We start from the raw sequence: 15729 nt of genomic DNA, 5'->3' as shown, positions 1-15729 counted from the left end.
TTTCTTTTCTTTTCTTTATAATTCTTTGAAATCAAGTAAAGGAATCAGCAATTCTGACTCTTCCTTTTCTGGAGTTTCTCCATTGTCGATCCAGCATTGTTCCTTATTGAATATAACCGGAGAAAGCGGGTGTCTTTTTGTCTCTCCATATCCTAACGTGAGATGGCTGTCGCTCAATATCATATGTGCGTTCGTGCCCCCGAATCCAAAAGAACTGATTCCGGCTCTCAAAACCCCTTTTCTGGGACGCCATTCTTTTAAAGACGTGTTCGGAAAGAATGGCGACTGATCAAATTTAAAACGCGGATTTGGCGTTTTACAATGTAATGTCGGCGGGAGCATCTGATTTTTTATGGATAAGGCAACCTTTATAATACTCGCTATCCCCGCTGCGCTCATTAAATGTCCGAAATTCGTTTTTACGCTGCCTACTCCGCAAAATTGCGTTTCTTCCGTAACCTCCCGGAACACTTCAGTCAGCGCTTTTAATTCAATCGGATCTCCTATCATCGTACCGGTGCCATGCGTCTCGACATAACTGAGAGTATCTGCATCAATTCCGCCTTTTTTCAGGGCTTTTTTTATCACTGCGCTTTGCGCTTTCGGATTAGGTGTTGTCATTCCCATTGTCTGTCCGTCATTATTAACCGCGGATGAGTCAATTACCGCGTAAATTCTGTCACCTTCGGCAAGGGCGTCATCAAGTCTTTTCAAAAGGACTGCGCCGCATCCTTCTCCCGGTACAAATCCATCTGCCTTCTCATCAAATGTATGACATTTTCCTTCAGGTGAAAGCGCCCGAGCCTCACTCAGCATGACGTAAGGCTTTTGATCCAGCAAAATGTCAACCCCGCCCGCAATCGCCATATCTGACTCTTTTGACATCAGGCTTTGACAAGCGAGATGGACGCTGACCAATGAGGAAGAACATGCCGTGTCTACAACCAGATTCGGTCCTTTCAGATTAAAAAAATGTGAGATATGCGCGCCTATGAAATTTTGTCCTATACCCACGATCGTATTTTTTGAAGGTGAACCTATTTTGGACATAAACGTCCCGGTCCGCGAACCGATGAAAACGCCGACTTCTTTGTTTGATACTTCTTCTTTTGTATAGCCGCCGTCTCTCAATGTCTGGACGCTGACCTCAAGGCATTTTTTGATTAACGGATCAAGCTCTGATGCTTCACTTTTGTTCATATTAAAAAACGCGGGATCGAAAGACTCAATATCTTGAAGAAATCCGCCCCACTTACTGATACTTTTTCCTTTTTCATAGGTGTCAGAGTAGTATGAAGAAATATCCCATCGCGACGCCGGGACTTCACGGACACTATTTTGTCCTTTCTTCAAATTTCTCCAGAACGTTTCTGTGTCCGGAGCATCCGGAAACTCACAGCCCATTCCGATAATAGCGATTTGGTTCAGACTGGTTTGTTGCATTTGAGATCCGCTGTCCCGTACTTCGGAAGCATTTTGATTTATATGTTGCTCTTTTTTCCGAACCTCAATGTTTTCTGAATTAATTTGAGGACTGATCCCCTCACTTGCAAATAACTCGTTCAAATAGGCGCCCAGTTGTGAAAAACTCGGATACTCCAGAAAAGCCGAAGGTTCAATTTTTATTTGAAATGCATCTTCCGCTTTTTTGACAAGCTGAACCAGTAAGATTGAATCAACTCCGTAATCCGCAAAAGACGTATCCTGATCTAATTTCCCGTAAGGTATTTTCAGCTCTGCGGAAAAAATCTCCATTAACTTCCTGATCATAGCTTCATTGTCTCCATGACCAGAGACCACTTTTTCCTCAGCATCCGGGTTATTTTTAGCAGCTTGAATTCTTGTCTGAAGCAGCTGCTGCAGCTTGAATTTCTCCTGATGTGTCTTTGCCGGTATAAGGCATGGATATCCGTTTATCATCATGATTTCATCCAGCATGGAAATACCTGTTTCTGTTGAGTGTGAAAGTAAACCGAGTGCCTGATATGATGGACTTGTCACCTCGCCCATTCCAATGTCCTTCCAGCTCGGCCAGTTAATTGATTGATAATATGTTCTGCCGGCTGCATGCTGATACGCTGCAAAGTAATCCATAAAAGCGTTCGCCGCGGCATAGTCACTTGTTCCGGCGCCTAATAAAGGAAAAGCGCTCGCAACAGATGAAAACAAAATGAAGAAATCAAGTTCGTCATCAATAAAAATGTCATGAAGTACCTGCATCCCCTGCACCTTTGGCTCAAATACTTCTCTTATTTCTTTATCAGATTTATGAATAAAAGCCGGATTCGAATGATTGGCTGCACCAGCGCAATGAATCACCCCGCCGATTTTGCCGAACTTCATTCTCACCTCTGAAAAGAAGCGATGTAATTTTTCTTTTTCCGTGAGCGGCCCGGAATACACTTCCACCTGAACTCCCTTTTGATCCAACTCATGCAGCAGTTGTAATTTCGAATAAAGAGGTGACTTTTCATCGGTGTCTTCTAACATGCCGGCTATTTTATCAGATTCCGGAAGGTCGGTTACTCCCATCAGCACAAGTTTTTTGACTCCCTTGCCGGCATAATGTCTGGCAAGTTCTGCTCCGATCCCTCTTGTTCCCCCTGTAATAACCAGGGTTTGATCCGTACGGCATACCGGCAGACCGGATAGGTTCCGGTTTATTTCCGCCGCATGTAATTTCTCGACGTATGGAATATAACGTTCACCGTTCCGGTAGCAGATTTCACTATACAGCCCGTCAGCGCAAGCTTCATCTGTGATTACCTGTCTCAGTTCCGCCGCAGTCCCGACATGCCCGTCTACATCTATTGTTTTTGATTTTATCTTTTGATACTCCGCGCTCAGCATTTTATATAGTCCGGCTGTTTCGGCTCCGGCTAACGACGGCTTGTCATTCAGAAATGTCTGCAGCCCTCTTGTCACATGTAAAACGAAAAGCTGTTTACGTGTCTTTATGATTTCCTGCAGCAGTGTCAGCTTCCCGATTGTGCCGGTGCGTGCCCCGTTTTGATCACTCCGCAAATCTGACAGGTCAATCATGCCGATGATTTCCGGATTTTCTTCTATGACTGCTAGAGCCGTTTTTTTGGCTTCCCCATCCGATTGATCCCAGTTATCTGCGCAAATGACAGCGGATTCAATCAGAGGATCTGAATCAAACAATTCGAATGCAAGCCGCTCACTTTCACTATTAGCCAGGATCATCACCTGTCCTTTCGTAAAAGCGGAAGGCGCAGCCTTTTGTTTTTTCCACGATTTTTTTAATACATCAAATGATAAGTCAGTCGGTGCATGGGGCAGACTCTGCGGTACACCTGTTTTTTTCTGTTTCTCTGCTGCTTTAGCGGCAGGCACCCAATATCTGTTCCGTTCAAAAGGATATGCAGGAAGAGAGATAAGCTTCGGTAATTCCGCAGTGTACATTTCTTCCCATTCAACGTCTCCTCCGTTCACCCAGTGAATGGCCATATCTCTTGTATTTTCAAAGTGAGCGGCTGACAGGGCATTCTTTTGACCAGCGCCTCGGCGGGCCTTTCCCCTATATAAACCGTTTAACTTATGATCTGACCGCAAATACATCGTCAGCTTATTGCGAAGATCGTCAATGCTGCTAACCTCAACAGCGAGCCGCTCTTCCATAGCGTTTCTCCCGGTCTGCGAGGTGTACGCGGCATCAGCTAGTGACGTTTTTGGCTCCAGTTCTTTTATATATGCATCAATCAAGAGTCTGAGCCGTTCTTCATTTTTGGCAGAAAGCAGAATAAATTGCGTCTTGTTGCTCTGTACCGTTTCCATCTTTTCTTCATTCTTATACTCTTCGATGATAATGTGGGCATTAGATCCTCCAGCGCCGAACGAACTGATGCCCGACCTTCTGGCTTGATTTTGCGGCGTCTTCCAATCAGTCAGTTCAGACTGCACGTAAAACGGTGTTTCCTCAAAATCAATATTAGGATTTAAGTTATCGGAATGAAGAGAAGGAGCAAGTTGTTTATACTTCATTTGCATCAGCACTTTTGTGATAGAAGCAATTCCCGCCGCGGCCTCTAGGTGTCCGATATTTGACTTAACCGAACCAATTGCACAACGATAATCGCTTTTCGAGCTGTGCAAAGCTTTGGTTAAACCTGAAATTTCAATCGGGTCTCCCAAAGATGTCCCGGTGCCATGCGCTTCAATATAACTTATGCTGTCTGCATCAATCCCCGCCTTATCAATAGTTTCACTGATGACGTTTGCCTGCTCGCCCGGATTTGGCACAGTGTATCCGTTTGTTTTTCCGCCGTGATTTACAGATGTTCCCTTAATCACACCGTAAATCCTGTCCCCGTCAGCCTTTGCGGCAGAAAGCGATTTCAAAAGAACGGCCCCGACTCCTTCTCCCGGCACATATCCGTCTCCTCCCGCTCCAAAGCTTCTGCAGCGCCCATCGCTTGAAACAAAATGATTTTGAGAAAGTAAAGTATATTTATCCGGGTGTAAGGATAAATTCACTCCTCCGGCTATGGCGAGAGTGGATTCTCCTCTTTTTATACTTTCACATGCAAAATGAACAGCAGAAAGTGAAGAAGAACACATTGTATCAATTGCAAGGCTGGGTCCGTGCAGGTCAAAGAAATATGACACCCGGTTTGCGATAGACGAATAAGAAGATAAGAGCGCCTGACGTCCCTCATCATCTGAAGCACCGGCTGCAAATAACTGATAGTGGCTGTAGGTGACGCCGACAAATACACCTGTCTTATGCCGTTTCAACTTTTTCTTTGTGTAACCCGCATCTTCAAACGTGTGCCATGCTGTCTCTAAAAATAACCGTTCCTGAGGATCAATTAACTCGGCATCACGAGGCGAAATTGAGAAGAACAGCGGATCGAATTTATCAGCGTCTTTTATAAAACCTCCCCATTTGCTGTCATGACGGGCATTGTCACCTGTGTGATAATATTTCCGAAAATCCCAGCGCTCTTTCGGTATTTCCGTTATACAATCTTTTCCGGAAGAAATATTTTCCCAAAACTGTTCCACATCCTTCGCCATCGGGTAGCGGCCGGCTATACCGATAATTGCAATATCTTCCTCGGAAGGTGCGGATGGTATGCGGGAAACGGAAAGCTTCTCCCGTTTCGCCGGCGCCGAATGATCAATTCGCTGTTCGGCTGCCGGTAAAAACGCCTTCTTCAACTCATGTTGATAGTGTTCAAGAAAATACTCTGACAGCTCTTCAACACTGCTGTATTCAAAGAAAAGAGTCTTAGACACTCTTCCAAAATACTTTTCCAGACGGGAGTTAAGACCTAAAATCGTTAGAGAATCAATTCCGTAACGGTCAAATGTATCCTCGGGTAAAATGCTGTCCGCCGGTCTTCCCGTTTCCGCACCGACAATCTCTGTCAATAGACGGATCGTTTGCTTTTTCAGATCTTTTTCATTTAATTGCGGCAGACTGTTGTTTTCAGGCACAGTCTCTATCTTTTTATGGTCAGTTGAGAGTAATTCACTTATTCTATCTTTGTCTCCGCTGATAACAGCCAGCTGAGAAGCAGAACGGCTCATACTGTCCTGAAAAGCGGCAAGCCCTGCTTGGGCAGATAAAAGTTCCAGCCCCGTGTGTCTTAAAGCCTGCAGCTCTGCCGGACCAACTGTCATATTCCCCGCATCCCATAAAGGCCAATTAATAGAAAGTGTTTTCCCGGGACGTCCCTTCATGCTTCGATACTGGGTGAATCCGTCCATATATCCGTTAGCGAAGGCGTAGTCGCTCTGACCCGCATTAGGCAGAACGGCCGAAAGGGATGAAAACATAACGAAGAAATCAAGAGGCTCTTCTTCAGCTGCTTTATCCAGCCAAACGGTTCCGAATACTTTAGGCGCTATAACTTCTTCTATGCTTTCTTTCGCTTTTTTTATGATAAATGCATCCTTAACAAGTCCGGCACTGTGCAAAATTCCGTTTAATTCTCCGAATGTCTGCTTAATGTGCTTAATTAACGCGTCCGCCTCTTTTTCCTTTGAAATATCTGCCGGGACATATAAGGCTTCAGCGCCGAGATCTTCAAGAGCGCTCAATTTTTGCGCCGTTTCACGGGATGCCGGGGAACGCCCGGTTAATACCAGCTTGACTTCTGCCTGTTTCGCCATATATTCCGCAAACAGATACCCGAGACCGCCGGCTCCACCCGTAATTAAATACACACCGTTCTTTTTTACACTGAAACTATGTTTCTCCCCATCTTCTTTTTTTACTCTTTTAAGCTGCCTTTTATAATAATGCCTCGGCTCATAACAGGTAAAGTGGTCCGTCTTGCATTGATTGTTCCATTCAAAAGAGATGACATCTGCAATATGCTGCTTTGTAAACGGCTCGTCAAACATTGATTTCAGCTCTGCAGCCTTACATGTGAAATTCGGGTTTTCGGCCTGTACGGTCTTAAGAAAACTTTCAACCGCGTTATAAATGGGCTGAACCTCGCCCTCGGCATTTTCATACAGATACAAAATTTCTGCTTTCGGACAAAGTTTGTTCGCCATGAAGGCCTGAAACATTTGAAACAAGGAAAAAAGACTTTTATTGAGCTGCTTTCTCATTGCATCTTCTGTATTTTTGAAGAGCCCGGCAGCTAAAAAATGAATAATATGGCGGGGTCTTATATTTTGAGAACGCAGAACCCCGCATAACGCATCATAATCCTCATCTTTTGCAAAGTTCATTTTAAAACGACCGTTCCGGCAATCTTCGAAACGCTCGCCGGAAGTCACGTAAATGAAAGGCGCCTCATAACCTTCAAGCTGTCTCTTCATTACGGTATACATGCTGTCGTCTTTGCAAAAAAATAAAATTGGCTCTTTCGTATGCGGGAATTTTTCACTGCTTTTAAATTCATGTCTATCCCATACCATTTCATATAGATGGGTTTTCCCCAAGCTCTTAATTAATTCCAGCCCTTCTTCACGCGTCAGGCTGCCTTCTTTCACCTTTTTCACGATTTGCTCAATTTGCATCGTTTTTTCATTCATGGAAAAGCAACTCCTCTATCAGCTCTGACGTCTCTTTCGTATTCATCTCACCTGTTTGTGCTTTTTCAAGAAGCGACATGATTTCTCCATCTGCTGTATCTTTATTTGAGTTGTGAAGCTCAGTGTTCGAGAAAGCCTCAGCCTTCTGCGCTTCATCTTTATTTAAATGAATCCAATGTCTGTTCTTGCTGAAAGGATAAAGAGGAAGAGACAGTTTAACCGGTTTGAGTTCCTCCTCATACAAGTCTTCCCAGCTGATTTCACAACCGATCGTCCACAACTGAGCCAGTTTGGCCGGCTTGTTTTGCTGAATCAGTGATTGAACATATGCATGACCTTCGGGGCCGCCGAATAAAGGAGCGTACAGACTATCAAAATCCGTTACATTTCCTTCATAAACACCTTGCAGCCTGCTCCCCTGAATGTAACCGTTTAATTTTTCAAGAAGATCTCCGATATTCGAGCAAGTGATCGCAAGGCGGCATTCAAATGGTTCCCTTCCGGTTTGCAGCGTATATGCTATTTCTTCAAGACCGATTCCGGACTTTTCTCTAAAATTGCCGTTATACGGTTTATCAGCTGATCGATCCCGGACGCTGCTGATATAGCGGCACAGCTCGCTCAGGGTCATTAATTCCTGAAATATGTCTAGTGATATTTCTGTGCCGTACATTTGGTTTATATAAGAGATTAATTCGGAATAAGCCAACGGATCAAATCCGAATTCCGAAAGAGGTGTCTTTGCATCTATATTTGCGGTATCTAAACGCAGGATACCCGCTGCCGCTTCCCGAACCGCCTCTTGCACATCACGTTCCTGCACCTCTTGCTGACTGAATTGAACTGATAGTTCTTCATGTAAAAACGTTGTTAACTCTTTGGCTTTAACCATCAGCCTTTCCTTTGTTTTGGCCGATAGAACAATGATTTGATCCCGCTCGGCAGTTACTGCTTTATCTTGTCCGTATTCAAATTCTTCCACGATGACATGAGCATTTGCCCCGCCGAATCCAAAGGAACTGACTCCGGCACGGCGCGGAATTTCATTTCCTTTTCGATCTTTTAATCTGGCCCACTTCATAGTTTTATTGACAATATGAAACGGTGTTCCGCTTAATTGAATGTAAGGGTTCAGCTCCTTGACATGAAGTGTGGCAGGCAATGTTTTATACTTCATGGATAGTAATACTTTAATCAGCCCCGGCATTCCAGAGGCGGGCTCTAAATGACCGATATTCGTTTTTACTGAACCGATGCCGCAATATTGGTCATGATTCTTTCCTGGATGCGGCTCAAAAGATCCAAACGCTTTTTTCAAGCCTTCAATCTCAATCGGATCTCCCAGTTCTGTCCCGGTTCCGTGTGCTTCAATATAAGATATCGTATCAACAGGAATATCGGCATTTTTATAAACAGACGTTAACAGTTCTGCCTGAGCTTCCGGGTTCGGAGCGGTCAATGAAGCAGATCTTCCTCCGTGATTTTCTCCGGTTCCTCTCAGGACTCCGTAAATATTGTCTCTGTCATTCATTGCCGCTTGCAATGGTTTCAATAACAGAACAGCTGCACCTTCACCGCGGACATAACCGTCGGCAAGTTTATCAAACGTCTTACATCGGCCGTCCCTAGACAAAATACCGAGTTTATCAGTATACATATGCGTGACTGGATCTAAAAGCAGCGAAACCCCGCCTGCTACCGCCAGCTCACTTTCACCATTTTGAATCGAGCGCACAGCTCTGTGGATTGCTACAAGACTGCTTGAGCAGGCTGTATCAATGGACTCACTCGGACCTCTGAAATTAAAATAGTGGGATACACGATTGCTGATGAGCGCCTGGCTGTTTCCGGTTCCCGCAAACGCATGCGCCCCGTCCGAATGCCTCATCAGCAGCTGGCGGTAATCATTAAATTGAATGCCCGTAAACACCCCGATATTTTTGCCAGACAGCTTTGAAGCTTTGTAACCCGCATCTTCTATCGCTTTCCAGGTTTCCTGCAAATAAATTCTGTGCTGAGGATCCATGAGTTCTGCTTCCCGCGGATTAATATTGAAAAACGCCTCATCAAATTTATCAGCATCTCTGATAAAGCCGCCCCATTTCGAATGTACTTCGCTGCTTCCTTTGCCTTCGGCGTATTTTTTCCAATCCCAGCGATCCGGGGGAATTTCCTGAATTGAATCTTTTTCATTGATTAAATTGATCCAAAACTCATCTGCATTTTTTGCTCCCGGAAAAACACAACTCATCCCGATAATGGCAACTGGCTGCTTCTCTGGATGATGGTCAGCCTGTCTTGCTGTCTTTTTTTCAAACGGAAAACTTCGCGGCGGCTTCACTGTTTTCCCGGTGGTTTTCCCGGCGTGCACTACTTTCCTTTTTTCAGAAATGGTTTTTTCTGCATCTGTATTCCCTTTTGCAACAGTACGCAGTTCACTGTTTAGAAATTCCGAAAGAGACTTTATATGGCTGTAAGTAAAGAAAACGGCAGGTGTCAGCTTAAGCTTGTATTTTTTATTCAGTCGGACAGCTAATGTTTTCAAACTGATAGAATCAAAGCCGAGATTGCCGAAATTCTCTGCCGTATCCAGCTGTTCAATGTTTATTTTCAATAATTCCGACACCATTTGCTTCAGTTCTTCAAGGACATTGTCTGCAGAATCCGGTGCTGGATAAGAACTTTCCTCTTGACGAACCGGAAGTGTATTTACTTTTTGATGCGGCAGATCTTTTTTTGCTGGTGTAGTTCCGGCATCCCCGGTAACAACCGAAATTTGCGGACAGTCACTTGCCAAAACCGTCTCAAAAGCCGCTATCCCTTCTTCCGTTTCCAAATAATCAAACCCGGATGCGGAAAGATATGCGTCTTCAGCTTCTTTGTTTAAATGCATTCCGCCTTTACGCCACAACGGCCAGTTAATCGAAATGCTCTTGCCTTGTCTCTCTTGCCGGCGGCTCTGTTCGGATCTCCAATTTATATATTGATCTTGAAAATAATTGCCCATCGCATAGTTAACCTGTCCAAAATCACCGAAGACCGAAGAAATAGAAGAAAATACAATAAAGAAATCAAGCGGCTCATCTTTCGTTAATTCATCTAAGCATACCGTTCCTTCAATTTTAGCAGTCATGCCTTCTGAAAAATCAGTCAGATTCATCTCTGTAAATAACCGATCATCGGCATGACCAGCTGAATGAATAACGCCTTGAAGGGAGCCCCAAGTCCGTTTCGTTTCTTCTATGACCCGTCCCATCGTCTTTTGATCTGCGGCATCAGCTTGATAATATACCGCATCCCCTCCAAGCGCCTGCAGCCGGTCAATGTTATGTCGTTTATCAGCTGTTAACGGTGACCTTCCCGTCAATACCAATTTTGCTTGATACTGAGAGGCTAAATATTTTGCGAAAATCAGGCCCAGACCGCCCAAACCGCCCGTTATGAGGTAAATCCCTTTCTGTTTCAGCTGATGAGAGTGCTCTGTATGATTGAATACATACTCCTTTAATGTCTTAACATACCTCTTGTTATTTATATATTTAACTTCTTCCGCCTGCCGTTCCACGCCTGAAACCATTTCGTTAAGACAAAATTCAGCCATTTTTTCAATTGATATACGTTCTGAAAAACCGATTGACTTCACATTCTCTGCGGATGGCACCAACATATTTGCCGTTTTTAAACAGCCTGCAAGAGCGCCCGTATACGGATCATTCACGCCTTCTTTAAAAGAGTGAACAAGAAGCAGAGAATGAAGATAAAGAGAGGCGTCATTGCGGGCGCTCAGGGCTTTTAATAAATAAAAAATTGATTCCAGGCCGCTGAGAAGGCGGTCACCCGCGTAAAATGTTTCTCCCGTGTGCAAGATGACATCAGGAGAAAACCCCTTTTTCTCCAATTCTTCGAATAAACGAATATAATCTGACGTCACTTCCGGGTTTATACAGAATGTCAGCAGATTTTGATCGGTCTGCCGCTGATCCGGCGTGACGAGAATGACACGGCTGTCTGATTGATTTTTCAGAGCTCCAGCCAACGCTTCATCTTTTGCAAAAACCAGAATTGTTTTTGGCTCCCTATCTTTCATTTCAATCAGAGGGTTTTTTTGATCCCACTTATGCTCATAAAAACGTACATTTTTATTAGGCTTTTCGCCAAAAACCAGCCCGCTCAGTTCCATCAAAATCCCGCCGGCATTGTCTAATACATACACATCATAAGCCGAATCGCTCTCTTCAGTTTGTTCTGCATATACATAAACGGGTTCAGTCTCATGATCAAAAATCGTACATTCTTTAATATTTTCCGGGAGCTCTCCGGCATTTTCCCCCGCAAGGTATATGACGGCTTGATATGCGCTCTCAATCACTTCCGGTTTGATTATGCACCCTTTCGGCCCGGCCTTTGCTTTTATCTTTAAAAGCACCTGTCCGTTCCTGCTGACGCAGTGCTCTGCCGCTTTCAGACTGTCACTGCAGCTGTATCCGAATTCGGCAAGCCGCTGATAAAACGCTTCGTACGGTATGCGGTCTGCACGCTGAGACAGAAACGGCTCAAGATGAATATTTCCGTTCTCGTACGCCCCGTCTTCTAATTCGATCCGCCCTGAGGAATAAATGGATGAGTCGCTCTGTTTTTCTATAGAATACGATGCACCCTGATTATCCGGGGTTAATACAATCCGGATCTGCTCATTGCTTTCGCTTTGTAACATCGGTTCTCTAAAGGAGAGCTCAGTTAATTTAATAATCGGATTTCCTGAAGCCATCGCTCCGGCAGTCCTCGCCATTTCAATCTGGCTGAGCCACGGAAACATTTCCTTGTCTTGATACTTTGTTTTTATATACAAATCGGTATCGCTTACATTGATAAGAAACTTCTGGGCTTTAAAATCAGATATATTGCATGAAATGTAAGGATGCAGATCGTTATTTACGTTCATCCGGCGGCTTCCCGTATTTTGCGCATCTATTCTGCATAGCTCTTTGGCAAATGGATATCCGGGTGCTGATACCCGTCTCAAAGTGACATCTTTATAAAGTGACGGCCAATCTACTCCGTTACCGCCAACCCAGTATTCAGCAATCTTCACAAGATCCCTGTTTGCGGCTGCTTCTTCAATCTCAGCTTTGTTCATCCTTTTTGCTTCTGTTGTGTCTTTGCCGCTTGTAAAAATATGATCCCTCGCGTTTCCGAGAGTATAGTCTGTCAGCCCTTTAAGCAATTCATCTCTTGTGGAGGCGATAACAGCCAATCTGTGCGGCATTTCTTCTCGGCCGGTTTGTAAAGTAAATGCTGTATTTCTAAGTGTTTCTAATGGATAATCTCTGGCTGCTATATGTTCTTTTGCACGTTTTGCATATTCTGCCAGCCTGTCGGCATTTTTTGCAGAAAAAACAAATAAAAGCTGTTCAGGTTCTTCAGCCGCGAGAGGAGAGATAGCTTCATCCGCAAATTCTTCTAAAATAACATGGGCATTAGCTCCTCCTGCCCCGAAAGAACTGATTCCGGCACGCCTGGGAACGGATGACTCCCATTTTTCGGCACTGTCCGGTACATAAAAAGGTGTTTTTTGAAACGGTATATTTTCATTCAATTCAGCAGAATGAGTCAGTGACGGAACAATCGTTTTATGTTTCATTTGAAGAATAACTTTCGTAATGCCCGCTATGCCTGCAGCAGCCTCAAGATGTCCGATATTTGATTTAATCGACCCGATCGCGCATGTTTTCTTATCGCGTTCGGCACCTGAAAATGCTCTGGTCAGACCGGTGATTTCAATCGGATCTCCTAACGCGGTGCCTGTTCCGTGAGCTTCTATATAGCTGATGCTGTTTGGATCAATAAATCCTTTTTTTAAGGCTCTCGTAATGACCTCACTTTGAGCTTTGGGATTCGGCACAGTATATCCATTCGTCTTAGCACCGTGGTTGATGGCTGTTGCCTTAATAACTGAATAAATCTGATCACCGTCCGCAATAGCCTTTTTTACAGGTTTCAGCAGCACGGCACCTGTCCCTTCTCCCGGCACATAGCCGTCTCCTCCGGAACCGAAGCTTCTGCACCGGCCATCACTGGATAAAAATCCGCCTTGAGTCAGGAGTTCATATTTATGAGGATGAATGGATAAATTGACGCCTCCTGCAATTGCAATTTCACATTCATTCCTGATTAAACTTTCACAGGCAAAATGAACAGCCGTTAATGATGAGGAACACATCGTGTCCAAAGCAATACTTGGTCCGCTGAAATTAAAGAAGTACGATACCCGGTTGGCGATTGATGCATATGAGGAAGAAACGGCCGCTTCGTGACCAACGCTGTACAGCTGATAGTGGCCGTACATAACCCCTGCAAAAACACCGACGTTTTTTCGTTCAAGCGTTTTCTTTGCGTACCCCGCATCTTCTATGGTGTGCCAAACCGTCTCTAAAAACAGTCTCTCCTGCGGATCAATTAATTCAGCTTCGGCAGGAGAAATATTAAAGAACAACGGATCAAAATGATACACATCGTCAATAAATCCCCCCCATTTGCTTTGGTTTTTTACTTCGTCGCCCGCCGCAGGCTGATAGTGCAGCCCCGAATCCCACCGATCCTCAGGTATCTCAGTTATACAGTCTTTACCGTTCAATAAGTTTTCCCACAGAGTATCAAGATCATTTGCCATCGGGTAACGTCCGCTGATACCGATAATCGCGATATCATTGTCATGATACTTCTCCTGCTGCACCTGATTTTTCATCTGGATTTTCTGTTTCCCGTTAACATCGGCTGTCTTTTCATGATCTTTTTTCTTCTGTGATGGGGTGCTGCTCCCGTTTTCTCCTAACCGGAGTTTATGAAGAAGAGTATCCCTGTGCTCCTCAACGAAATACTGTGACAATTCTGCCGCAGTCTGATATTCGAATAACAGCGTTTTTGAGAGCGCGCCGAAATGTTTTTCAAGCTCATTCGTCATATTGATAATCATAACGGAATCAAGTCCGTATTTTTCCAATGCCTCTTCTGCATCTATTTTGTCCGCAGGCATCCTGAATTCTGCAGCAATCACTTTTATGATGAAATCAGATGTTTCAGCTGTCAGTTTCTCTGAATCAAATGATTCGATATTTCTCCCTGTTCCTTCATCTGCCTGAATATTGTCTTTTCGTTCATATAATTGCTGAACATGATTGTCAATTTGCTCATCTCCGTAAAATACAGTAAATTGCGAAAAACCGGAGGACAATGCGACTGCAAGCGCTTCTTTACCTTCCTCTTTTTCTAAAGGATAAAAACCCGCCTTTTTCATTGTCTCTACCGTGCGCTCATCCACTTGCATGCCGACTTCTTTCCACAGCGGCCAGTTCAGAGAGAGAGAAATCGTATCAGAATCCTGGGCAGAACGCATATTCATGAAATGATCCATATAACTGTTTCCGAACGCGTAATCAGATTGCCCGACATTTCCCAACACTGCGGAAGTAGAGGAGAAGCAAATGAAAAAGTCAGGATTTTCTTTCTCAACAGCATCATTCAGCCACATCGTACCCAATACTTTCGGTCTGATTACCTGATCGAATTCCTCTCGTGACTTGTTAAGAAGGAATGAGTCACGGATGATTCCCGCGCCCTGAATGACCCCGTTTACTTTTCCATAAGAAGTTTTGGCTTTTTTGACTACATATTCGGCTTCTTCCTTATTGGTAATATCAGCCTGAACATAAACAGCTGAAGAACCGGCATCCTCTAATCGTCTCAGCTGTTTTCTTATATGATCTGAAAGCGGAGATCTCCCCGTTAAAACAAGGCAGCATTTTGTTTGAAAAGCCAAATATTCTGCAAAGGTAAATCCTAATCCGCCCGCGCCTCCTGCGATAATATATACTCCATTTTCTCTCAGCGGCACATCTCCGCTTCCGGAATTTTTTTCGGGTTCATACGTTTTGAGCTGTTTAACATAACGCTGCATGTCTTTATAACGTATCTCTACATCTGAAGGCTGGAAATCACTCAGCTCATTGCGTATGATATCAGCTGCGTGAACAGCTGCTATTGACTGCTCCATCTCAATGCTTTTTGCTGAGATTAACGGATTTTCCAGCTGCAATGTCCGTAAAAATCCGCTTGCCGCCGCGTAAAGAGGCTGTTCTCCAGAAAGATGCGAAAAATATCCATATAACAGTTTGATCGGTTTGCGGCAGTTATTTTTGAAGAGCGCCTGTTGTAATAAAAACAAAGAATAGACTCCGCTGTCGCATTGTTCACGAATCGCTCTCTCTGTCTTTTCAAACGGCATGTCTGACCACAAATGCACCGCTTCCCGTATATCTGACTTCTCTTCTTCTATAAGCCATCCTAACAGGTTTATGTAATCTCTTTCAGAGCGGGGGTCGATTTCAAATACACCGTCCCCGGTTTTTCGAAACTCTTTCCCCGGCTTAACCAAAATAACCCTTGTATCATGCAATGCAGCAAGTTCTTTACTCACATCTTCATTTTTATCAAATAATAAAAGGCTGCCCTCACGTCGGCCGCCTTTTACATGAATGCTGAGATCTGTCCGCTGCCAGACCGTCTGATAATATATCGCCTGTCCGTTATCCCCTGCGGAATGAGAACCAAGCTGCTGTATCCGCTTTACTCCTTCTTCCAAAGAAATGATGCCGCTTTCTATGTCAGAAAGTACTTTTTTTCTAATATGACGGGCTTCTTTCATAAAAATCTTCA

Annotated in this window: 2 protein-coding genes; both read right to left on the bottom strand. The window is 44.2% G+C overall.

The window, feature by feature from the left end; genetic code table 11:
* Positions 1 to 15: 15 nt before the first annotated feature.
* Positions 16 to 7017 carry an SDR family NAD(P)-dependent oxidoreductase gene (locus tag G9F50_RS03840; protein WP_060561738.1) on the bottom strand — a complete coding sequence of 2334 codons (7002 nt, stop codon included), beginning with the start codon at positions 7015 to 7017 and terminating at the stop codon, positions 16 to 18.
* Positions 7010 to 15718, bottom strand: coding sequence for a type I polyketide synthase (locus G9F50_RS03835; protein ID WP_060561739.1), 8709 nt, complete (start codon positions 15716 to 15718; stop codon positions 7010 to 7012). The genes G9F50_RS03840 and G9F50_RS03835 overlap by 8 nt, the downstream gene beginning before the upstream one ends.
* Positions 15719 to 15729 lie beyond the last annotated feature (11 nt).

It is taken from the genome of Bacillus sp. EKM206B (assembly GCF_011066015.1).
Taxonomy (GTDB): Bacteria; Bacillota; Bacilli; order Bacillales; family Bacillaceae; genus Bacillus; species Bacillus velezensis.
This window is presented reverse-complemented; position numbering and strand designations above follow the sequence as displayed.